Origin of the sequence: Sutcliffiella horikoshii, assembly GCF_019931755.1 — a bacterium.
Classification (GTDB): domain Bacteria; phylum Bacillota; class Bacilli; order Bacillales; family Bacillaceae_I; genus Sutcliffiella_A; species Sutcliffiella_A horikoshii_E.
Window position 1 is genome coordinate 2,320,955 of record NZ_CP082918.1, and the last position, 22,806, is coordinate 2,343,760.

Below are 22,806 nucleotides of genomic sequence, written 5' to 3' on the forward strand. Positions count from 1 at the left end.
AGAAAAAAACCAGGCAGTAATTGCCCGGCATTTGAGATTTAGTCTTCCTATGTTTCCATTCATATTATTTATCTGTTTGTTTTTGCTTCTTTTTCAAGTACTCCGCACGTATTTTTTCAAGTTGCTTCTTTTTATCAAGTTTAGCAGGTGTCTGTTTTTCATGAAACTTTGCCACAGCTACCTTACCTTTGTTGTCCAATTGATATTTTCCCATCTGTTCACCTACTTTTCTTGTTTAAAACAATTTCTTATATTCTCCATAGCCTTCTGTTTCGAGTTGGCTTACCGGGATGAAGCGGAGGGCAGCGGAGTTAATGCAATACCTTAATCCGCCCTTGTCTACAGGACCGTCTTCGAACACGTGGCCCAGATGAGAATCTCCCTCTTTGCTTCTAACTTCCGTCCGTACCATTCTGTGACTTACATCCATCTCTTCTTTTACTTGTTCTTTGTTTATCGGCTTGGTAAAGCTTGGCCATCCGCAACCGGCATCATATTTATCAAGCGAAGAGAATAATGGCTCACCAGAAACTATGTCAACATAGATTCCTTCTTCTGTATGATTCCAGAACTCATTTTTAAAAGGTGGTTCTGTGCCGTTATTCTGTGTAACCTCATACTGCATAGGTGTTAGCTTCTTTTTCAAGTCTTCGCTGTTTTCTTTTTTCCAATGCTCTTTAATAAATGCCGCCCTCCCAGATCCTGCTTGATACATCTTATAACGGAAAGGATTTTTCTTGTAATAATCTTGATGATACTCTTCCGCTGTATAAAATGGCTTGGCAGGAAGTATTTCTGTTACGATTGGATCTTTAAATCTTCCACTTTGGTTTAAGTCTTGCTTAGATTTTTCCGCGATCTCCCTTTGTTCATCGGAATGATAGAAAATGGCGGTACGATACGAATCTCCCCGGTCGTGGAATTGTCCGCCAGCATCTGTGGGATCAATTTGACTCCAAAAAACGTCTAGTAATTTTTCATACGGGAATATTTCAGGATTGAACGTAATTTGTACCGCTTCATAATGGCCTGTCGTCTCCGAACAAACCTCTTTATAAGTAGGGTTTTCTTTATGTCCACCTGTGTAACCTGAAACTACTTGTTCAATACCATCTTGTTCGTCAAAAGGTTTAACCATGCACCAAAAGCAACCACCTGCAAATGTTGCTTTTTCTAATTTGTTCATCATGTAGCACCCACCTTTTTATATAATATATTTACGTTGAATTATAGCAATATCATAGAGGAATTCCTAATGGAATGCTCGTATTACAGAAAGATAATAGGTATGGTAAAATGAGGGGTACATATCTCAGGAGGTTCAATTTATGAGTAAAAAAGTAGAAGTTTATATATTAGCAGGGTTTCTTGGGAGTGGGAAGACTACCCTTTTGACTCAAATGCTGCAACAGGAACAAGCGGAAAATAGAAAAGTCGCGGTGGTAATGAACGAGCTTGGCAAGGTCTCTATCGACTCCGATTCCATACCGGACGAAACCCCACTTTCTGAATTATTTGATGGCTGTATTTGTTGTACGATTCAAGAGAAATTGGAATCAACTATGCAGGGGCTTTTACTTGATAAAGATTTGGATGCCATTTACATAGAGACGACAGGTGCGGCACATCCAATTGAGGTGCTTGACACAGTTCTTTCTCCCATTTTCGCAAACAAGTTTTCTGAAGCACGTATTATCACCCTTTTAGATGTCCTGCGATGGAAAGATCGTGACAGCTTATCCATTCAAGTCAAACAGTTGATAAGAGAACAAGTGAAGCATGCCGATATGCTTATTTTGAACAAGACGGATTTAGTAAGTGAAGCAGAGGTTTCTAGCATTTTGTTTGAATTGCAATCCATCAACCCACATGCTTCCACACTGCTGACTACGTATGCTAAGATTCCGGAAAACAGCTGGAAGAGAACGAAGCAGATAGAAAAAGGAAGCCATTCTAGTGCACATGTTAAGGATTCCCTTCATTTGAAGACATTTGTGTATCAGTTTTCCACTAAAATAGACTTAGATGAGTTTGAAGATTGGCTTAGAAATCTTCCTGACTCCGTTTATCGCATCAAAGGGTATCTTACTTTCGAGCATTCAAACAGTATTTATTTGTTTCAATATTCTTACGGCACTCCACTCTATTTAAAAGAGTTGGTTAAAGTACCATTGAATTTGGTCATTATTGGTGAAGACTTGGATGTAGAGTTATTAACAGATCAATTACTTGCTTTAGAAAAAAACAAGCAATAAATGAAGTGCTGTGCAAATCCTCATGATTTGCACAGCACTTTTCATTTTTATTCATTCATGAATGCCATCAAATTGAATATGTTGATTAGTAATGAGAATTATACTGTTTTTGTGAAAAGAGGGATGTCATGATTGTCATAAACGGAGAATCAATTACAGAAACTACTCTTTCTAATCTAGAAGACCTTGAAAAGACAATTTTCCAACGCTTACTTAATGATCAAGAAGTATATTCATATGATTCTATGGAGGAATTAAGATTTGAGATTGCCTTACGGAATAACATTGTCGCAAGTGCCGCATTAATGGCACAGGGAGAAGCGCGCTTTGAAACGTTTGCCGGTTCACAAGGCAACCCTGCGTATTGGAATATAACAGAGACTGGCGGCTTTTTAATACGGAAAGATGTCAATCCATCAGATGCCATAACTGATATTCTTGAAAACAGTCAATTTTATGCGTATGAGTGCGCAACTGCCATCCTTATTCTCTATTATCATGCTATTTTAAACACAATCGGGCCTAAACTTTTTAATGAATACTTTCAAGACTTGTTACTATACAGCTGGCATTTTGATTCAGATCTTGTCATGCAGTCGGTCTACACTTTCTATACGATTCCAGGTGATGTTGTTTACTTTAAAAACCCTGATTTCAATCCATTGACCTATTGGTGGAGAGGTGAAAATGCCGTGGTGATGGGTGACGATTTGTATTTCGGGCACGGACTTGGACTAAAAGATGCAGCGTATATCATTGAGTTCTTGAATGGAACGAGAAAACCAGATGGTAATAAACCTGCTTATCTGAGTGATTATGTTGCCCGTCCATCTTTTACACATTTGGCAAAGTTATTCTCCTCTCCAAACAGACGAACCAAACACCAACATCCAGTCATTATCCATCGCAAGAATTCCATTTCCCTTGATCGGTATTTGTTCTACTTGTATCGCTCTTACCTTCCTAATCAATAAAGGCCAGCTCCCACATAGGAGCCAGCCTCTTTCATTTTGAATTTTGGACAAGCCTTAAGATTTCCAAAGCACGGTTGCCTTCTTTTTTAAGAAGCTCCTCCCATATCTGATCTCGTCGGCAGTCTAGTTTAATAATATCGTAAGCTAGTTTAAATGAATCAGAATTGTGATACTCCTGCAAGTTTACCTCCTCCCCTTTTCAATTAAGTTCGTATATTCCTTTTTCAATTCACTTAATGTGTAGGTGGAAAGAACACTATGATTCATGAAAAACCCCGCATTAACAAGTTTGGTTATATAATACTCTTTTGCATCATTGATAGCCTTTTTTAAATTTTTCGCCATTCCACTCACCTCTCTTTATTCCAGTTTATTGAACAAATAGGGTAAATTCTTTATTTTTGTCAGGAGTTATCACATAGAATTTATAAACAATATCATTTGATTGTTAGGTTTTCTTACAAACGCACAGGAATTAGCTATGAAAATGTACTATAATGACAGTAAGAGCTCTTAGAATAGGATGTGAGTGGCTATGGCACAAGAGGATCCATCTTTGAAAGAGAGAAAAGTCATTTCAATCGGCACGGTACGCGATCTTACAGGTTTATCAGAAAGACAGATTAGATATTACGAGGAAAGAAAGTTGATCTTTCCTGCAAGATCAGGTTCAGGTATTCGGAAGTATTCCTTCTCTGATGTAGAACGGTTGATGGAAATTGCCAATCAGATGGAAGAAGGCGTTCAGACTCATGAAATACGCCGCGAGTGGAAAAAGAAAGAAAAAGAGAATGAAAACTGGAAGAAACAGATGTTAAAAGGGCAAATTCAGGCGCATTTCAAACAAAATAGAAACTAAGCATGATTATCTCCTTGGAGGAAATCATGCTTTTTTCTGTAGCTGAATTTAATCTTAACGACAGGGTTTGGTTATGCTACCATTAGCACATCAGGTTTTAAGTGGAGCGTGAAATATGTTTGAACTATTATTAACCATGTTAGAGCGACTTGGAATCATTGTAACCGTTGCTTTTATCATGACTAGGCTATCTTTTTTCAGACAGCTGATTAACAGGCAGCAAATAGATAGAAAACAGCAAGCATTTGCTATCCTGTTTTTTGGCTTTTTTGGCATTATCGGTACATACACAGGCCTTGCTTTTAGTACGGAAACATTAGGCTTCAACCGTTGGATAACGGAATTGAACGATTCTGAGGCGATCGCCAACTCCCGCGTGATTGGGATTGTGATGGCAGGTCTGCTTGGCGGATATAAAGTGGGAATTGGTGCAGGGTTGATTGCTGGTATACACCGCATGAGCCTTGGTGGATTCACTGCTTTTTCATGCGGCTTTTCCGCTATAGTAGCAGGCCTCTTGGCAGGTTTCATACGAAGCAAATATAAGGGAAAGAGAATTAGTGTAGCAGTGGCTCTTCTTACAGGCGCATTAGCGGAATCGATTCAAATGGGTATTATCCTCCTTACTTCACAACCATTTTCTCAGGCTCTCGCGCTTGTGGAGAGTATAGGCCTTCCCATGATTTTTGCTAATGGAATTGGATCTGCTCTCTTTTTCCTCATTATTTTAACCGTGATTAATGAAGAGGAAAAAGTCGGGGCAGTCCAAGCTCAAAAAGCCTTGTCGCTAGCAGAGAATACATTGACACACCTTAGAAAAGGATTAACGCTGGAATCTGCGGAAGAAACGTGCAAAATTATTTATCGGGAAGTAAATGCCAGTGCTGTATCCATAACTGATAGGGAAAAGATTCTAGCACATGTCGGAATGGGGAATAATCATCATAAACCCCTCTCCCCCATCCAAACTCATAGCACCAAACAAGTACTGAAATTCGGAAATTTGTTGGTAGCAGGTAAAAATGACATACAGTGTCAGGACCCGTCATGTCCTCTTGGTGCTGTGGTTATTGCTCCCTTAAAAAAGAGAGAAGAAACAGTTGGCACCCTTAAATTTTACTTTTCTTCAGATAAAGAAATAGATAATGTGGTTATCCAGTTAATTACAGGTCTCAGCTCCCTTATGAGCCATCAATTGGAAATCTCAGAAGCAGAAAATGCATCCAAACTAGTAAAAGAAGCTGAAATTAAAGCTTTACAAGCTCAAATCAGCCCCCACTTTCTATTTAATTCATTGAATGTAATTGTTTCTTTAATACGCACAGATCCGAAAAAAGCAAGAAAACTATTGGTATCTCTTTCGCATTTCTTTAGGCAAAATCTGACGGCAACCACGGCAAAATGGACCACCGTGCAAGAGGAGCTAAAACATGTACAAGCATACCTATCTGTTGAGGAAGCCCGGTTTTCGGATCGTTTAACCGTAACCTATCATGTTGATGAATCGGCGCTTTCTTATCTTGTTCCCCCTCTTTCCTTGCAGCCCATAGTTGAAAACGGGGTTAAGCATGGTCTAAAAGATAGGGAGGAAAATGCACAATTAACCATTAAAATAAAGGAGCGGGTTTCTGATATATATATATCCATAAGCGATAATGGAGTAGGCATGACAAGCGATCGGATAAGTGAACTTGGCCAGGAACAAGTCTCTTCCCCTACTGGTACTGGGGTTGGCCTTTACAATATTAATAAAAGACTTATAATGATGTTTGGCAATCAAGCAAGATTGCATTTTCAAAGTGAAGCAAACATTGGCACCACTGTTTATTTTACCATTGCAAAAAAATTAAATAAGGATGATAAAACTGATGGATAATATTAAAACGATTATAGTGGATGATGAACCATACAGCCGTGATGAACTAAAACATTTATTAGAGGAGCATGATTGCCTGCAAGTGATAGGAGAAGCAGCCACAGGTGAAGACGCTCTTTTACTCTGCATGCAACATCAACCGGATGTCGTTTTTTTAGATATAGAAATGCCGAAAATGAACGGTTTGGACGTTGCCAAGCATTTAAAAGAATTAAAGAAATCACCTCTTATTGTTTTTGCCACTGCCTTTCCTAACTTTGCGGTGGACGCTTTCCGACATGAAGCTGTTGATTATCTATTAAAACCTTTCGATGAGGAACAATTGTCCCAAACCGTATGTCGGCTTATCAAACATTTAACTCCAGAAAAGGAAACTCAACAACAACCTGCTTCCTCTAAGCTAGCAGTGGAATATGAAAATGAAATTTATTATATAGATCCTCTAGATATACTTTATGTCAGCAGAGACGATCGAATTTCACGCATACATACAAACACCCGCAATTTCGAGTCAAAGCTGGCGTTGAAGGACTTGGAAGAAAGATTGCAAGACTACCCATTTTTCCGGATCCATAAAAGCTACCTTGTTAATTTAAATTATGTAACAAAATTGACTCCTTGGTTCAATGGGGCATATATGCTGGAGCTCATAGGCAGTTCCGAAAAGCTCTCTGTCAGCCGGAATTACGTAAAAGCACTAAGAAAAAAACTTGAACTATAACATGTCAGTAGCTGTTACTGACATGTTATTTATGTTTTTACACATCTTAGCCGCTCTGCCACCAAATGAAAGCCTTTTCATTTATAATGAGGATACTCCATAAAGAGAAAGGGGTCTTCATTTTGTATACATTCTTAACAGGTATTGCCTTATTAATAGTAGGTTATTTTATTTATGGTAGATTTGTAGAAAAAGTATTCGGAATAAAAGATGCTAGAAAAACACCCGCTTATTCCAATCAAGACGGGGTTGATTACCTTCCGTTAGGTCAAAATAAAAATTCATTGATTCAGTTATTAAATATAGCAGGTGTCGGTCCAATTTTCGGACCGATTTTGGGTGCCCTATATGGTCCAGTAGCATTCTTGTGGATTGTCTTAGGTTGTATTTTTGCCGGGGCGGTTCATGACTATTTGACTGGTATGATATCCATTCGTAACCGCGGTGCACATTTACCTGAACTTGCAGGTAAGTTCCTCGGAAAATTTATGAAACATACCGTCAATGCGTTTGCTATCTTGCTTTTACTTTTAGTTGGAACCGTTTTCGTAACGGCGCCGGCAGGGTTAATTCACACGTTAGCAGAAGGAAAAGTTGCATTAGGTATCATTATTTTAGCTATTTTCATCTATTATATTTTTGCAACGATGTTACCAATCGATAAAGTCATCGGTCGTTTATATCCTATTTTTGGAGCACTATTACTGATCAGTGCCTTAGGTGTTGGAGTATCGTTAGTTGTAACAGGCGCTCCTATTCCTGAATTAAGTTTCACAAATATGCACCCAGATAACGTGCCTATCTTCCCATTATTGTTCTTAACTATTTCATGTGGAGCACTTTCTGGTTTCCATGCAACGCAAACACCTATTATCTCTAGAACTACTCAGAATGAAAAGCAAGGCCGTCGAATTTTCTACGGCATGATGATTGCAGAAGGTATCATTGCCATGATCTGGGCAGCGGCAGGAATGAGTTTGTTCAATGGGTCGGCAGGATTGAGCGAAATCTTAGCCAATGGAGGACCTGGAGCAGTTGTAAGTGAGGTTTCCGTTACCATGCTTGGAGCAATTGGTGGTACAATGGCGGTCATCGGTGTCATTATCCTTCCGATTACATCTGGAGATACTGCATTCCGAAGTGCTCGCATGATCATTGCTGATTACTTCAATATTTCACAAAAGAAAATTATCAGCCGTCTTTGGATTGCAGCTCCTTTGTTTGTCATATCATTTGTACTGACAAAAATTGATTTTGAATTATTATGGAGATACTTCTCTTGGGCAAATCAGTCCACTGCTGTCATTGCATTATGGGTTGGCGCCATGTATCTATTCATCGCTAGAAAACAGTATTATATTGCGATGATACCAGCAATTTTCATGACAATGGCAACGACTACCTATATATTAAATGCTCCTATTGGCTTCCGATTGCCGATTGAAGCCTCTTATATCGGTGCAGCCATGTTTACGATTATCATCATTGGCTTGTTCTATGTTAAAGCTATTGCAGCAAGAAAAACAGACTTCGAACTTGATGCAAATGATATCTCAAATGAAAAAGCAGCATGATCTCACAAACGGTTCTACTTTTGTAGGACCGTTTTTTTGTTTTACATAAAAGTTATCCGTTCAGAAAAAGCTACTATCAAAGGAGGCGGATTTGATATGGCATCCCCTTATCTATGCCCAAATTGTAAAACTAACCGCTCACGCTTTAACATTATTGAACAAGTGGCAAAGTCCGTGAAGTTAAATCCTCAATCAGGTGAGGTTGTAGAGGAATATACATCCGGCACCACGGACCCTTTTCACATCCCTTATAAAGGGCCTTCACAAAAAATTCAATGTGCCACTTGTGGCAATGTTGATGAAGAAATCACCTTCATCAAGCATGCAGAATACCAAAAAGGATAACAGGCCTAACTCGCCTATTATCCTTTTTTCCTTGTAAGGAAGAATATTGTTAATATTTCACCTTTCTTTGCATATCCATTTAGCATGAGGAATAAATGGAGGGTGTATGCAAACATGAATCATGATGAAAATTACTTCCTTGCAGGACAATATCAATTGCTTGCTGATTATTATAAATATCTGGATCCGCAACGTCATATTTATTTTTATAATATGCACTACCATCACCTGCAAAAATGGGTGAAATCTATTCAAGCGGCACCCAATAGGAACACGAATGAGAGAGAGAACTCACGACTAAGGTTTCTTCATGCTTCTCCAGGAATAATGGCAGTAGATGTACATGTAAATAACAATCCTGTATGGAAAGATCTTCGTTATACCAACAGCAGCAGTTATGTAGATATTAAACCAACAAACAATAAAATAGAAATATATCAAAATGGTCAAAAACTATTTGACGGTACCCTCCAGGCAAATACAGGTAAAACTTACACCGTTGCAATACTAGGAACAAAGGACAAACTGCAGCTAATACCTGTTGAGGATGATACTTCCGTTCCTCAAAGTGAATCAAAGCTGCGTTTTTGGCACTTATCCCCTGATGCCCCTCCAGTTGATATTGCCGTCAAAAAAGGAGATGTCGTTTTTTCTGACATTCCTTATTCCGGTATTTCCGGTTATCTAGGCCTTACTCCGATGACAGTGGATTTAGAAATGAGGGTTTCAGGAACAAAAGATATCGTACTCCCCCTTAACAGGATAAGCTTGAAACCAGATGTTGCTTATACTATTGTGGCCGTTGGACTTGTCAAAAATGGTACACCTTTGGAAGCTATTTTTCTAGTTCCGTAAAACAAAGAATAAGTAAATCGAACAAAAAAGCACTTACCCTAGGGTAACTGTCAAAATTAAATCATAGTACCAGATCCTTTGATATATTGGCCGGACCTTGTCTTTGCGCTTAATCCTCTAACAAAAAAAGGCTTCTCTTGGTTTATTTCCTTGTCACCAAGTTCTTATACAGGCGCTGTGGGCTTCTCTCCTCCTTTTCCTCGTCTCCGAAGCCTTCATACTGACCATGAGGACCTCCCTATTCCTTTTTTCTCGTCACAGAGGTCTTCATATCGACGATGAGGACTTCACTCCTCCTTTTTACTTGTCACCGAGGTCTTCATAACAGCGATGAGGACTTCTCCCCTCCTTTTTACTTGTCACCGAGGTCTTCATAACGGCGATGAGGACTTCACTCCTCTTTTTTCCTCGTCAATCAGGTCCTCATCACGAGGGAAGACGATTCCACAATCTGATTATTTTATAAATTTCCCAAACAATGTAAAATGCTCAATCAACTAGTGATTGAGCACCCTGTTCTATTTCATTAGCACCAAGCAGCACCAACGATGATTAATAGGATAAACAATACAACGATTAATACGAAAGAGCTTCCGTAACCACCGCCGTATCCTGCACCTGCTACTTGACCGTAACCGCAACCACACCAACTCATAGCTGTCACCTCCTCTACAAGGTATCTATCCAAGGTTAGTAATTAATAGTGGAGGACTCCCGCACCAACAATCACCAATAAGATAAACAGAACAACTATTAACGCGAATCCTGATCCATAACCAGAACCACCCATGCTCTACACCTCCCCCTCTTTCCTAATACATAATGTATTCATGTGGAGCGTAATGGTAAAGGCATATGCCCAGTTCCAAAAAAATTGGGTGGATTATATTACTAAGCCCCTTGGCTCTGTAGTATCAGATATTTAATATGAAAAATAAAAACCGGGCAGAAACCGCCCGGTCCTTAAAAGCTACATATTTTTGTTATTGGTTAATCGCCGCTGTTCCTTTCCGCAAATGGCTTCGCTTTCCGCGGGAGGAAGGGACAGGTGAGACCCCGGAAGGCGAAGCCTGAGGAGACTCACGGACCGCCCGCAGGCAAGCGAAGCGCCTGAAACGGAAATCAACCGTCTTACAAATTTAAAAAGCATGGTGAAAAAATCACCATGCCTTTTTAAAGTTAGTCCTCCACCGGGACTAGGAGTTTGAATTCGATATCGTCGCGTTCGACATCGAATTTTGTGAATTCTACTTTTGTATCACTCTGCAGCTCTAGTTCTTGCAAAGCGACATAAATGCTCTGTTCGTTCGGTATGATCTTAACCCAAGGTGGTAATGGATAATTATCACCTACATACTTTAAAACCATGGATACAGGTACTTGCAACCTTCCAATCGACATGGAGTCCTGTTTTAAGACAACATCGCCGTTTTCCTGTACTTCAGGAAGAAATGTCATAGTCAGGGGGATGTCTCTTTCAAACACGGTCATTTCACCCCGGAGCTCCACTCTGTCGGTCAGAACTACTTCATAATTTAAAGGGCGTCTCGTTTCTCTTTCCAAATAATAACGTATAAGTTCATTTAAGTCTTCTTTATCAGACTGAATCGTAAATGCGACCCTTTTTCGATCATCATCCCTGCTGGTTAGGTTGAATTTCGAGTTTTTTGGCAGCAACACCAAAAATATAGCTATTCCGGCAATTAAAATATTTATAACTAGCAAGCTTAGAAATGCCGTTTTCCAGTTTATAACTTTTTTCACCATAATCCTCTCCACTACTCTTCTTCTAACATCTCTTCCAATGAGGTCTCCTCATTAAATCGTTTTATTTCATTCACGATGTTGTTACCTATTAACTGATACCCTTTTTGGTTCGGATGAAACTGGTCATCATCAAGAAGATTCTCTTCAGGGTCTATAAAGATGTCCTGTATAGGAACATAGGCTGTATTAGGATATTCATCAAGGATTGAAATAGTTGTAGCATTCCAATTAGTTACTACCTCATTCATTTCTTTTATTTCTTGAAAAAAGTGATAAAAAGGATTGAATAGACCCACAAGGTATATTCTACTGGAATCATTATGTTTTCTGACTTCTCCAAGAACGCTATCCAGCCTTTTTGCGTACAATTCTTGTTCTTTATCAAATAGGGAAAATGTTAGATCCAGAAAGTTCTCACGGATCACCTTCATTAAATCATTTCCGCCAACAGTCATGAAAATCACATCGGCTTCAGCAAGAGCCTCTTGGACTTCTGGGTCTTCCAGTCTTTTTAAGAGATGATTTGTACGGTTTCCCCGGACACCAAGATTGGTGACACTTACGTTATCGATATACGGTTTAGCTTCATAATGTTGTTTGACAATGGAAGTAAACCCGCCGTTTTTGGATTCATCTCCAACCCCTTGTGTGAGGGAGTCACCGAAAAAGACCAACTTAAACGACCTGTCAAAGAACTCTTCCGTAACTTCCTCTTTTTCTTCGATATTCATTATTTTATTCTGGTTTTCCACAGACTCTTCTTTAAAGAAATCTTTGAAAAGTTTTCTCTCACTTTGGCTTTCTCTTCGCTCTTTCGCTTTTTCTAATACGTAACTTGAAGAATTTTCTGCAGAACAACTAACCATACTAATTATTATAAGGCCCAGTAAGGCAATTTTCCAAAATTTAACCATCATGCATTCTCCTTATTTTGTTAAGGATTAAAACCGTTACTTACATTATACGACAGTACACTTTTTATAACATACTCTAGTGTATTTTTCAAAAACTAAAAGGTTAGGGGGTCCATTAAATTGAAGGAAAAAGAAATTCTTGCGTGCAACGAAGAGGTTTCCAAAGAGTTATTTTCAAAGGAACTACATGTGATAGTCGCTGATGGATTGAGTGCCAGCAGAGAAGAAGAGTTTGATAAGAATCAAAAGGATCACTCTGAATAAAGAGTGATCCTAAGAACTTCATTTTTTACTTAAGAGAATTTCTGCATGTTCCAATATCTCTTCGTAAGGAACATCCAAGCCATCATAACTTTTAATGATCGTACCTTCCTGGTCAATCAAATAAAAACTGGTTCCATGGACAACTTCTCCCCCGTTTTTGGGTTTAGCTACAATTGTTTTAAAGTTATCCATTCCAAACTTTTCTATCTCTTTCTGTGTATAGCCTGTTAAAAAGTCCCAAGAAGTATAGTCCGCTTCAAAGTTATTCCCGAACTCTTTAAGTACTTCAGGACTATCAACTTCTGGATCAACAGAAAAAGACAGAAATTGAACATCTAATTGTTCTTCATTGGCCATTCTTTGCAACCTGGCCATGTTGGCCGTCATAGGAGGACATACAGTTGTGCAGTTAGTAAAGACCATATTCGCTACTGTGACTTCACCTTTCAAATCCTCTAAACTAACCTGCTCGTTATCTTGATTTATGTACTGAAAATTTGCCAGTTCCCAATCCGTTGTATCGGGTATTTCTGAATTGAAACTACATGCAGCCAGAATGACTGAACAAAGTCCTATTACTATTATTTTACTGTTATTTAACACGCGCTTCACCTGATTTCGCTAGTTATTTTCCATTTTTCAATCAAATCGTACCATTTATCACCGGGATATAAAAGGAACTCCTGATGAAATTCATAAAAAAAACATATTTAATATAGATGGGGGTTAAGGGATGCGAAGAGAATCTGAGAATATTAGTATTATATCTATTACATCAACTTCCTTTATTCTTGTACTTGGAAACTCGATGCTAATTCCAGTGCTTCCTGAAATCCGTCATGATTTGCAACTAACTCAAGTACAAGCCAGCCTTATCCTATCGATATTTTCCATTGCGGGAGCAGTTACCATCCCTTTCATCGGATATTTGTCAGACAGGTTCTCCCGAAAGCACATAATACTTGCCTCTCTTTTGCTTTATGGTATTGGCGGATTGGTTTCAGGGACAGCATCGATTCTACAAACATCTTTTTCATTTGAAGGAATCATTTTTGGCAGGGTTCTTCAAGGGATAGGCTCGGCTGGTACAGCTCCAATTGCGATGGCAATCGTTGCAGATTTGTTTTCAGGAAGTAAACAGTTGAAGGTATTGAGTCTAATGGAAACAACCAACAGTTTAGGGAAAGTAGTTTCGCCTTTGATTGGAGCATTTATAGCGTTAATCATGTGGCATTATATTTTCTTCGTCTTCCCGTTAGCATGTAGCATTTTGTTTATTTTGTTTATTTTATATGTTAAAAACGAGGAGTCTCCTTCTGAAAAGTTGATTTTTAAGGACTATGCAAGACATTTAGCAGGGGTTATGAAAGATAATAAGTTTTATTTACTTACAAGTTATAGTGCAGGTGCGCTGTGTCTTTTCCTGCTATTTGGCATTCTCTTTTATTCTTCAGACCTTTTGGAGAGTCAGTTTGAGACGCATGGGTTTATGAATGGTGTCATACTCTCTTTCCCGCTTTTGTTTTTGACGGTTGCTTCTTTTCTTACTGGAAATGTAATTGGAAAGTTCAGCAATTACATAAACCGAATTCTTATTGTGAACTTTTTGCTATTGAGCGTCTTTCTACTAGGGATATTGCTTTATGACAGCCTTTGGTGGACGATTTTATTCATATCCTTGATTAGCACTTCTATTGGCATCATTCTTCCATGTATGAATGCCATCATCACTAATTCTGTAAAAAAAGAAGCGAGAGGATTTGTGACGGCTTTGTACGGGTCGGTCAGATTTGTTGGAATTGCGCTCGGCCCAATGGTATTTGGCTATTTTATGGATTTCTCTATTCCCACGATTTTTGTTTTATCTTCTTTACTCTGTCTTTTACAAGCAATCCTTTGCTTCTTCTATTTAGATAAGACAAATAAAAGCATCTCGTTTCATGCCATCATCAACAGGTTTTCCATATTCCACTTTCCATTTCAAAGAAAAAAACAAAGAGGCTGACTTTTATGTCAACCTCTTTTAAATAGAATAAATCCTGTTGATTTCCGTTCCAGGCACTTCGCTTGCCTGCGGGCGGTCCGTGAGCCTCCTCGGCTTGCGCCTGTGGGGTCTCACCTGTCCCTTCCTCCCGCGGGCGTCTGCGCGCCTTCCACTCCAATCAACAAAGCTACTTCATTAACTGAAGGGATTGTGAAAAATCACCTAACTGAGTTACCTGTAAAAGCAAAAACATTTCGTTCTCGTAAGTTTCAGCTGTGGATTGGAGCAAATGGCGTAGACTCCAGCGGGGGAGTAACGGTAGGTTGAGACCCCTGAAGCGTTGTGAGGAGGCTCAAGCGCCGTCCCGCGGAAAGCGAAGCCATTTGCGGAAAGGAACAGCGGTAATCAACAAATATCTAAATTTTTATCTGCGTTTCCTGTTCTTTGCTTTTAAGAGTTGATTCATACGATCCTCTGAGGCTTTTGTTTCTTTTGGTTTATCTTCTGTATCTTTTCGTCGTTTAAATTCTTTCATTTGTTCCAATTTCGGCTCTTCCCTTTTTACAGGCTGACTGGATTTGAGTGGTGCTTTATTTCTTTTAACTACAGGTGCCTTCCATTTTTTCTCTGACTTGACCTTATCCTTGTTCTCCTTCCCTTTTTTCGAGAAGGCAAGTGATATCAAACCAAATCTTCTTATAAAGATTTCAATAATCAATAAGAAAAAAGCGATGATGATAAAAGGGAGCCACACCGTCTGAGATTGGTAAACATTTTTATGATAGGGACGGAAGACATCTTTTGGGTCTTCTATCAGCATTCCATTTTGATTGGCTGTTATATTTTCAAGCAACTCCAAATTTACAGGCCTTTGTTCAAATTCTGTGGAAAAAGGGACAACCATTCCGCTTGTAAAGGTTGAGACCGTCTCCCCTTCCTCTTCTTGTGTAATATTGAGGAAGTAAATATCGGGTATGGCTGAAAATTCCACTTCGTACTGGCCAGGTCCCACCATTTTACTTTTAGCGTCTTCGATAATCTGCCCCTTATTGTTTGATACAGAGATAGAAACCGGCATTAGTATATCCTCGATTGCTTCCACCTTCACGGAAGCTCTTCCTCCATCAACAGAGGAAGTGATGTCATAAGCACCTTGCTCATAAGATGGCAATGACCATGTTATCATTTCGTTCCAAAAAGAGGTCCATTCTTTCCATGAAGGGAACCCACCACTCCAAGCTCCGGAAACATCGGACGTCCAGGCGATCGTTCTACCAAGGCCGTAATTCATTCGAGCGAGGATTGGGTCCTCTTTTTCACTTGATATGATCTGTTCAGCCCTTGATTTCAGGGTAGTTGCAATATACGTATTTAGAAACGGCGTCCCGCTTTCGAACCTCTTAGACCAATCATATCCTGCATATACAGTAGGTACATGTGGATTGTCTTCTATATATGTTTTGGTAGTAAGGGCCGTCTCCCTTGAGAGAATACTCGGGACGGAGCTTGCCTCATAAACTTCATAAAACCTACCTGTCCCGATTTCTGCAAGTTCCTCTAACAAGGAAGTATCTGCATCTCCACCGATTGCTACTGTGGATAATGTGACATTGTTCGTTAAGCCTTCTTCGATGATTTCTTCATAAGGTCCATCATTGGATTGTCCATCGGTCAGTAGAATAATATGCTTGCGTTTTAAATCCATCTCATTCAATTGCTCGTAAGCCTGGTTAAGTGCAGGGAATATATCTGTTCCACCACCCAATGCAGTTGAACGGATTGTATCTATTACCTCTTCTTTATCCTTGATCGGTTCGGTCTCTACGACTGTCCAAGGTTCGGTATCAAAGGCAATAAAACCAAATGTATCCTCTTCTTTTAACAGTTCTACAGAACGAGCGGCAGCCTCTTTCGCTAAATCAAATTTTTCTCCCATCATACTTCCCGAACGGTCCAGTACGATGATTAAACCAAGTGATGGGATTTCCTTTTTGCCTTTTACATCCATATCCACCGGAAGTATTTTCTCAATCGGAGTTTGGAAATAACCGCCTAGACCATAGGATTCATTACCTCCTGTCATTGTAAAGCCTACACCAAAATCCCTGACTGCGGTTTCAATGAGTTCCATCTGATTACCACTTAAAAGGTGACCAGACACATTATGGAAAATAATACTTTCATATGCCAGGAAACCACTAAGTGTCGTCGGCAACAGGCTTGGATGGATACGATCAATCTTCCATCCGCTTGCATCTAACGCACGGAATACATTATCCCCTTCACCCTCTTGATCGACCATGAGTACTTTAGGTTGACCCGATACTAGTGTTAAGGAGTGAGATATATTGTTTTCCACAATTTTATCTGATTTTGGAAAAATTTCTGCTTTAAATGTGTACAATCCAGGATCTGTTAATGGAACGGAATAGGAGTAATTATTCGATCCCTTTGCCACTACAATTTCTTCTTTTATGATGGTTTCATTATTTTGAGTTATATGCAGAGTGGCTGTTGTGTCCACATTGGCTTCTAAACCGACCTGAAAAGGAACCGCTTCCCCTTCAAAGCTTGATTGTGGAGTATGAAAGGATTGAAGTGACACATCTTCCACAAAGGGTGACTGAAAAGCCATTGCATCCATTTCTATATTTCGTCCTGAATAAAAGGTGGATTGTCTGGCACTGTTCCCGTTTGTTTCTACTCCATCAGTCATCAAAACAATTCTGCCTTTACGATCCTCCGGGATGTAATTTGCAGCAAATTTCAATCCCTCTTCTAGATTCGTGAATTGAGGACTGTCATTTACAGAAAGCTGTTGAATCGTTTCTTGTTCGTCGGTAAAGGAACGTTCAAGTTTAGGCTTTTCTGAAAAAGTAACAATGCTATAACTATCCTCTTCTTTCTTTTGCTCGATCGCCTCATTAATGGAGGAAAGGATTTGCCCTTCCATCCTTTTCACACTGTCGGACTGATCGACAAGAAAAACGGTATGTGTTCCTTTTACAGGGGAAAGAAAAGATGGCATACATAGTCCAAGTATAAGTAGGAAATAGATGATGCTTCGCAAGGAGATGATGACATATTCCTTTTTCCGCTTCGTTTTCTTTTTACGCCAGAACAAAACTAGACTGATTAAGACCGGGATAAGAAATAAAAGCATGAGAGGGTGTTCAATTTGAAATTCCACGTCTGTAAACCTCCCATTCTACCAGTAATACGACAAGAGCAAGTAATAAAAATAAATAGGAGATGTTAATGCTTGTTGTTGTCTCCTTTTCCTGATCGCCAGAGGAAACTGCCGATATGTTAAAGCTTTCTTCTGTCTTAATCGATTTTTCTGATTCCTCTAACATGATGGTAAAAGTCCTGGATTCTTCCGTTTGGTCCATTGTCTCTCTTAGTGTATACAGACCGGGTGTCAGCGGGAGATCCATAGGTTGTTCAAATGTCTCATAAGAGAAGACAACCTTATCATCCTTATCAAGGATTTCCGCTTTTTTGACATCAGAAGCAGGAAAATAATCCATCGTCTGACCAGGATAGAAATATCCCAACATACCTTTGTTCTGTGTCAATTCCTGAATAGAATGAAACATGAACAATGGGAAACCAGGATGGAGCGGCCAATCACTTGAGCCAAGCTCAAATGTTACGACAATAATTGGGTCACCTTCATAGATTCCTGAAAGAATCAGAGGCGTTTCTCCCCTGCTTGCAACTACATCTAATGAGGAAAATTCCTTTGAAGAAAAAGCCTTTTCCACATACACATTCTCCATTTCCACTGATTGCATTAATGGATCTGCCATACTAGCGGATACCTCACCCGAAAGTACCACTTCATCTTCCCCATCTTCACCTGAAAGGAATACTAACTTAGGACCAGACGGCCAGTCGCTTCTCTCCACTCCTTTAATGAGGTGAACACCATCGAATTTAATTTCCTCCGCTGAATTCGAGGAAAGGTGGATGACATTGGTGCTTGCTATTTCAACAGCCTTCCTGGCAAATGGATGTATGTCCTTATGAACGTAAACTGTAGGGTCCTGTTGCTGCCCCAGAAAAGCGAATTGTTCATTATCTAACTTATATTGCTTATCTCCACTCACGACAGCTCTATACATTGTCGCAGGTGGCAGTTCTTCAAGATAAATAGTCTTTACTTTGTTGCCTTCCACTGTCTCGGAAACTTGTTGCAGGTCTTCCTCTTGATCATTATAGATGGATAAGTTAAAGTCCATTGAATCGTTTCCTTCATTTTTCACAGTAACTACACCAACTACTTGGTTTTCACGCATGGTTACCCCAAAAGTTTCGACTGCCAAGTTTTGGTGGGAATTGCCTATGTTATGTGCAAAGAAGGTGGTGTTATTATGAAGCTCTAAAGGTGCTTCTTTGGAAAAATTGTCGGTTAAAAGCTGTATATTTCCGTTTTCTTCTCCTAAAAGACTCTTTGCCATATTGATGGAATCTATCACATTTGCTGAAACGTAAGAAGGACCCAAGTTTTCCACCAGTTCGACTGCTTCTTTAGGTGATTGTGACCTTTCCAATAGAATCTCAGGCGTTTCCTTGGCCACGATAACAGTCATTTCTTGATGATCAATTTTATCAAGTGTTTGCACCATTTTCTCCTTGGCCAACTCCAGACGAGACTTTTCCCCTTCCAGTGCGGTCATGGATGCGGATGTATCCACAATGAAAACGATATGGTCTCCCTCTATTCCTTCCTTCTCAAAGAAGGGCTGAGTCAAAGTGAAAATAAGAAACAACAGTGCCAATAACTGAAGGTATAGCAGCAGATGGTGCTGCAACTTTCTCCACCAAGCTTGAGCTTCAAATTCGTTCATCCATTCCTGCCATAACAAAACAGAAGGGATCGCTTTCTTTTCATACTGCTTTCGAAAAAAATACATCAAGATAACTAAAAGTAAAAATGCACTGAACAAAAAATATATTGGTGCTGTAAAACCCATTCCCATCACCTAATCCAACCTTTAGAGGTCATCCTTTTGAATAAAATATCTTCCACTTTCTCTCCTGTATGGCACATAAGGTAGGAGATTCCCCTCTCAAAACAGAACCCCTCGAGCATCTCCATCCTTTGTTTCATCTTTTCTTTATAATTCTTTCTAGTAAATTCAGAAACGGTCACGTTCACTTCATGATTGGTTTCACTGTCAATGAGCATAAAGTCGCCATCAAAACTTGGATCTACTTCATCCTCTTCCAAGACTTGCAACAAATAGATTTGCTGTCGATTAGCTTGAATAATTTTCAATGTGTGGATGACCGAGTCAAGAGGTTCCAATAAGTCACTGATGACAATGGATACACTGCTCTTCCTTTGCACATGATTTAAAGCCGCTTCAGAAAATAGCAGGGAGGACTCTTTAGCTTTAATCTCCTCTACATATTGAAGCATCTGATGGAGGTGTCCTTTTCCTTTGCGATATAAATAAGGAGCCTGCTCCCCATGGACATCCATAATGGATATACGATCATCCTGACTAAGTCCAATATAGGCAAATGAAGCTGTGAGTGTTTTGGCTAGCTTCCACTTGGCAGGGGAACTTGCCATGGAATTTGTACAATCCAGATAAATGGTAGCAGATAGCTCTTGTTCATCTAGATACCGTTTAATATAGTGTTTTTGCGTACGTGCATAGATATTCCAGTCCACTTGCCTGAGGTCGTCACCCTGCTCATACATGCGATAATCAGAGAAATCATGAGATGCTCCGAACCTTGTCGACTTTCTTGTTCCTTTATGCCAGCTTCTCTTGAGCTTGCCTGCTTGAAGCGTATGGGCCTGTAGTTGCTTTGTTATCATAGAATTCAACATAACCGCTACCTGACATTCAATACTTTATCAGTGTACTGTATGGCATCCTCAAGAATTAGATCTTCTTTAATCCCAGAAGCTTCCCCTTCAAAATTCAGGAACAACCGGTGACGAAGGACAGGGAAGGCAGCATGTTTAATATCCCCTTTGGAAACATGAAAGCGACCTGAACAAAATGCTCTTGCTTTTGCTACCTTTATTAAACTTTGAACTCCACGAGGCCCCACACCGTATCGCACATATTTTTTCACAAGCTCACTGGCATGCTCTTCTTCAGGATGAGTTGCCATGATGAGTTGTACCGTGTAGTCTAACAATTCCTGTGAAACTAGTATTTCTTTTACTGCCAATTGGATTTTTTGCATTTTCTCTGTATCTAATAGCTTCTGAACATGATAGGATTCTGTTCCTGTTGTTCTTTTGATAATTTCATATAACTCTTCCTTCTTTGGATAGCCCATGTTAATTTTCAATAGGAAACGGTCCATCTGCGCTTCCGGCAGCGGATAAGTTCCTTCCATATCAATTGGATTCTGTGTTGCGAGCACAAAGAATGGAGAGGAAACCTTTCTTGTTTCCCCCATGATGGTAACTGTCTTCTCTGCCATCGCTTCTAAAAGGGAACTTTGTGTTTTTGGTGTTGCACGGTTTATTTCGTCCGCCAAAACAATATTGGAAAAAATAGGACCTTCATGAAACACAAAGGATTGCTTTCCGTTATCATGTATTTCGATCATTTTTGTACCGGTGATGTCAGATGGCATCAGATCAGGAGTAAACTGGATTCTTGAAAATTCAAAGCTTAAGACTTCGGATATTGTGCGAATAAGCATGGTCTTCCCCACACCCGGCATCCCTTCGAGTAAGGCATGGCCATCTGACACCATAGCCCAGATCAGTTGTTCAATCACTTCCTCCTGTCCAACGATCACCTTTCCGATTTCTTGTTTCACTTCTTGCAATGTATCTTGATAATATTTCAGTTCCTTTTCTTTCTCTTCCAAACTGATCACTTAATCTGCTCCCTTCGGATCCACTTCACTAAAGTATTGTTTAACGACATTTTCTAACCTTGATGGCAATTGCATTCTATCAAGTGATTCCCTGTAAGACTTTTCATAAGAAGAGAATACTTCTCCATACGGTCTTGCTTCCCCTCTTAGGGTCGGAGAATCAGGAGCATCTTCGTATTCTGATTGCCCTTCTCCAGTTGGACCGCCATCCGTTTCATTTTGAACATCACTTTGGATGTTGGAGGGCACCGTAAAGGTTTGCTCCCCTACACCGACACCAGCCCCTAGCCCGTTGCCACTGCCTCCTGGACCTTGTCCCTGTCCTTGGCCTTGTCCTTGACCCTGGCCTTGGCCCTGTCCTTGTCCTTGGCCCTGTCCTTGTCCCTGGCCTTGTCCCTGACCTTGACCTTGTCCCTGGCCCTGGCCCTGCCCTTGATTTTGGTTCTGGGCAGTTTGATTTGCAGAAGAATTGTTAGAATTGGATAAAGTCAGCTTTGAGGGGTTAAACCCTGCTTGCGACATTTTTCCGTGTTGATTAGAAGCTGCTGCTTGAAGGGCATTTTGTAAAGCTTCCATATCTGAAAGTGCCGAAATGTCCTGCATTATTTCCTCGAGTTGCTCTAATAATGCTTCCAATTCCTCCTCAGACAATTGCTCCATATCCAATTCCGCCTGGTCTAAAAGGCTTTCCGAAAGTTCGGACAACTCTTTTTTCTCTTCATCTGATAAGGAACCGATATTTTTCTTCATTTCATTAAGAAGTTTCTCGAGTTCTTCATTTTTTTTATTCAAAGCAAGGTTCGCCAATGAGTTATCGGGTTGTTCTTTTGCAAGTTCTTTTAAGCTGGCTTCCTTTTCTTGGAGCTCTTTCATTTTTTCAGATAAATTATTTTCTTTTTTCATTAGTTCTTTCAGGAGCTCATCTGCATCATTCTCATTTTTAAGATCTTTGAGCTCTTCTAACTCTTCCTTAATGCCTTCGTTATCTTTTAAATCCTCGGCATCTTTTTTTACTTTTTCCAGCGTTTCCTCAATAATTTCTCGTTCCGCCTCTAAAGCCTGTGCCTCTTGCATTTTGTCATTTGGGAACAAAATCAAGAGTGTGATGGCGCAAGCGGTTAACAAGGTCATAATTAATATTTTGGGGTGGAAATGCTTTAATTTTGCTTCTTTAATATCATTCTCTTTTCTCTTGAGATGATCATAAGCCTCTTTACGCTGTAGTTGTGCGACCAAGGAGGTATCGTTGACGTAATCCAGAGACGTTGTTAATCTATCCTCTTCCAGAAACTCATCAGAGTATTTTGCTGCATCCCATGTTGAAGGCCTATTCCTCCAATAGAGTAGGAATACAGCTAAACAGACGATACCGCCTATCCATAGAGCCTTTTCCATTAAGTATGGAGTCACGACAATTCTAGCAACGATGAGCACACTTAAGAAGCTGACGCAAAATGCCAAGATGGCAAATTGCGCCTGTTTAGAAATGCGGTGAAATCTAAGTTTTCTTCTGATGGAAATGAGAAACCTGACTATTTGATCCTTTTCCTTCATAGG

24 protein-coding genes are annotated in these 22,806 nt (G+C 39.8%); 10 read left to right on the plus strand and 14 right to left on the minus strand.

The features are described 5' to 3' along the window. Positions 1-64: 64 nt before the first annotated feature. Both K7887_RS11790 and msrA read right to left on the minus strand, forming a co-directional pair. Positions 65-214: a hypothetical protein gene (locus tag K7887_RS11790; RefSeq protein WP_223489399.1), complete on the minus strand. Its 150-nt coding sequence runs from the start codon at positions 212-214 to the stop codon at positions 65-67. 21 nt (positions 215-235) lie between these two features. After that, a complete protein-coding gene (gene msrA / locus K7887_RS11795) occupies positions 236-1,189 on the minus strand; it encodes a peptide-methionine (S)-S-oxide reductase MsrA (protein ID WP_223489401.1) in 954 nt (317 codons plus the stop codon). A gap of 139 nt (positions 1,190-1,328) precedes the next feature. On the opposite strand from msrA, the gene K7887_RS11800 reads away from it, so the two are divergent. Further along, positions 1,329-2,255 (plus strand): CobW family GTP-binding protein, encoded by a 927-nt coding sequence (locus tag K7887_RS11800; RefSeq protein ID WP_223489403.1) that lies wholly within the window; start codon positions 1,329-1,331, stop codon positions 2,253-2,255. A gap of 128 nt (positions 2,256-2,383) precedes the next feature. Then, a complete protein-coding gene (locus K7887_RS11805; RefSeq protein ID WP_223489404.1) occupies positions 2,384-3,229 on the plus strand; it encodes a protein-glutamine gamma-glutamyltransferase in 846 nt (281 codons plus the stop codon). Between the two features lie 31 nt (positions 3,230-3,260). On the opposite strand, the gene K7887_RS11810 is transcribed toward K7887_RS11805, so the two are convergent. Both K7887_RS11810 and K7887_RS11815 read right to left on the minus strand, forming a co-directional pair. After that, entirely contained in the window at positions 3,261-3,410 is a 150-nt protein-coding gene (locus K7887_RS11810; protein WP_223489405.1) for a hypothetical protein, read from the minus strand. Between the two features lie 2 nt (positions 3,411-3,412). Continuing rightward, positions 3,413-3,574 carry a Fur-regulated basic protein FbpA gene (locus tag K7887_RS11815; RefSeq protein ID WP_223489406.1) on the minus strand — a complete coding sequence of 54 codons (162 nt, stop codon included), beginning with the start codon at positions 3,572-3,574 and terminating at the stop codon, positions 3,413-3,415. Between the two features lie 190 nt (positions 3,575-3,764). Here K7887_RS11815 and K7887_RS11820 point away from each other — a divergent pair, with 190 nt between their 5' ends. From K7887_RS11820 to K7887_RS11845, 6 genes are all read left to right on the plus strand, one after another. Then, complete coding sequence (locus tag K7887_RS11820; protein ID WP_223489407.1) at positions 3,765-4,088, plus strand: MerR family transcriptional regulator; 324 nt, start codon at positions 3,765-3,767, stop codon at positions 4,086-4,088. Positions 4,089-4,203: 115 nt separating this feature from the next. Further along, a complete protein-coding gene (locus K7887_RS11825) occupies positions 4,204-5,964 on the plus strand; it encodes a sensor histidine kinase (RefSeq protein ID WP_223489408.1) in 1,761 nt (586 codons plus the stop codon). Then, on the plus strand, positions 5,957-6,685 hold the full coding sequence (locus K7887_RS11830; RefSeq protein WP_223489409.1) for a LytR/AlgR family response regulator transcription factor: 729 nt from the start codon (positions 5,957-5,959) through the stop codon (positions 6,683-6,685). The genes K7887_RS11825 and K7887_RS11830 overlap by 8 nt, the downstream gene beginning before the upstream one ends. 122 nt (positions 6,686-6,807) lie before the next feature. Continuing rightward, positions 6,808-8,259: a carbon starvation CstA family protein gene (locus tag K7887_RS11835; RefSeq protein ID WP_223489411.1), complete on the plus strand. Its 1,452-nt coding sequence runs from the start codon at positions 6,808-6,810 to the stop codon at positions 8,257-8,259. Positions 8,260-8,355: 96 nt separating this feature from the next. Then, complete coding sequence (locus K7887_RS11840) at positions 8,356-8,604, plus strand: DNA alkylation repair protein (RefSeq protein ID WP_148989760.1); 249 nt, start codon at positions 8,356-8,358, stop codon at positions 8,602-8,604. Positions 8,605-8,718: 114 nt separating this feature from the next. Beyond that, the gene (locus K7887_RS11845; protein ID WP_223489413.1) at positions 8,719-9,459 is read left to right on the plus strand and encodes a DUF4397 domain-containing protein; all 741 of its coding nucleotides are present in this window, start codon (positions 8,719-8,721) and stop codon (positions 9,457-9,459) included. Between the two features lie 526 nt (positions 9,460-9,985). Here K7887_RS11845 and K7887_RS11850 read toward each other — a convergent pair. From K7887_RS11850 to K7887_RS11865, 4 genes are all read right to left on the minus strand, one after another. After that, entirely contained in the window at positions 9,986-10,114 is a 129-nt protein-coding gene (locus tag K7887_RS11850) for a YjcZ family sporulation protein (protein WP_010193870.1), read from the minus strand. Between the two features lie 42 nt (positions 10,115-10,156). Continuing rightward, positions 10,157-10,249 (minus strand): YjcZ family sporulation protein, encoded by a 93-nt coding sequence (locus tag K7887_RS11855; RefSeq protein WP_010193868.1) that lies wholly within the window; start codon positions 10,247-10,249, stop codon positions 10,157-10,159. Positions 10,250-10,638: 389 nt separating this feature from the next. Beyond that, positions 10,639-11,226: a YpmS family protein gene (locus K7887_RS11860; RefSeq protein WP_223489415.1), complete on the minus strand. Its 588-nt coding sequence runs from the start codon at positions 11,224-11,226 to the stop codon at positions 10,639-10,641. 11 nt (positions 11,227-11,237) lie between these two features. Next, entirely contained in the window at positions 11,238-12,143 is a 906-nt protein-coding gene (locus K7887_RS11865) for an SGNH/GDSL hydrolase family protein (RefSeq protein WP_223489417.1), read from the minus strand. A gap of 117 nt (positions 12,144-12,260) precedes the next feature. Here K7887_RS11865 and K7887_RS11870 point away from each other — a divergent pair, with 117 nt between their 5' ends. Beyond that, the gene (locus tag K7887_RS11870; RefSeq protein WP_223489419.1) at positions 12,261-12,404 is read left to right on the plus strand and encodes a hypothetical protein; all 144 of its coding nucleotides are present in this window, start codon (positions 12,261-12,263) and stop codon (positions 12,402-12,404) included. Positions 12,405-12,422: 18 nt separating this feature from the next. Here K7887_RS11870 and K7887_RS11875 read toward each other — a convergent pair whose 3' ends face one another. Next, on the minus strand, positions 12,423-13,016 hold the full coding sequence (locus tag K7887_RS11875) for an SCO family protein (RefSeq protein ID WP_399208272.1): 594 nt from the start codon (positions 13,014-13,016) through the stop codon (positions 12,423-12,425). A 121-nt stretch (positions 13,017-13,137) separates the two neighbouring features. On the opposite strand from K7887_RS11875, the gene K7887_RS11880 reads away from it, so the two are divergent. Then, a complete protein-coding gene (locus tag K7887_RS11880) occupies positions 13,138-14,409 on the plus strand; it encodes an MFS transporter (protein WP_223489422.1) in 1,272 nt (423 codons plus the stop codon). A gap of 403 nt (positions 14,410-14,812) precedes the next feature. On the opposite strand, the gene K7887_RS11885 is transcribed toward K7887_RS11880, so the two are convergent. From K7887_RS11885 to K7887_RS11905, 5 genes are read right to left on the minus strand one after another with little or no spacing between them, the layout of a single operon-like run. Next, positions 14,813-17,578 (minus strand): VWA domain-containing protein, encoded by a 2,766-nt coding sequence (locus tag K7887_RS11885; protein ID WP_223489424.1) that lies wholly within the window; start codon positions 17,576-17,578, stop codon positions 14,813-14,815. Further along, positions 17,562-19,367, minus strand: a complete 1,806-nt coding sequence (locus K7887_RS11890; protein WP_223489425.1) for a vWA domain-containing protein — start codon at positions 19,365-19,367, stop codon at positions 17,562-17,564. The genes K7887_RS11885 and K7887_RS11890 overlap by 17 nt, the downstream gene beginning before the upstream one ends. 5 nt (positions 19,368-19,372) lie before the next feature. Next, the gene (locus tag K7887_RS11895) at positions 19,373-20,236 is read right to left on the minus strand and encodes a DUF58 domain-containing protein (protein ID WP_223489427.1); all 864 of its coding nucleotides are present in this window, start codon (positions 20,234-20,236) and stop codon (positions 19,373-19,375) included. Positions 20,237-20,241: 5 nt separating this feature from the next. Further along, positions 20,242-21,249, minus strand: a complete 1,008-nt coding sequence (locus K7887_RS11900) for an AAA family ATPase (RefSeq protein ID WP_223489429.1) — start codon at positions 21,247-21,249, stop codon at positions 20,242-20,244. Next, entirely contained in the window at positions 21,250-22,803 is a 1,554-nt protein-coding gene (locus K7887_RS11905) for a hypothetical protein (RefSeq protein WP_223489431.1), read from the minus strand. Positions 22,804-22,806: the final 3 nt, after the last annotated feature.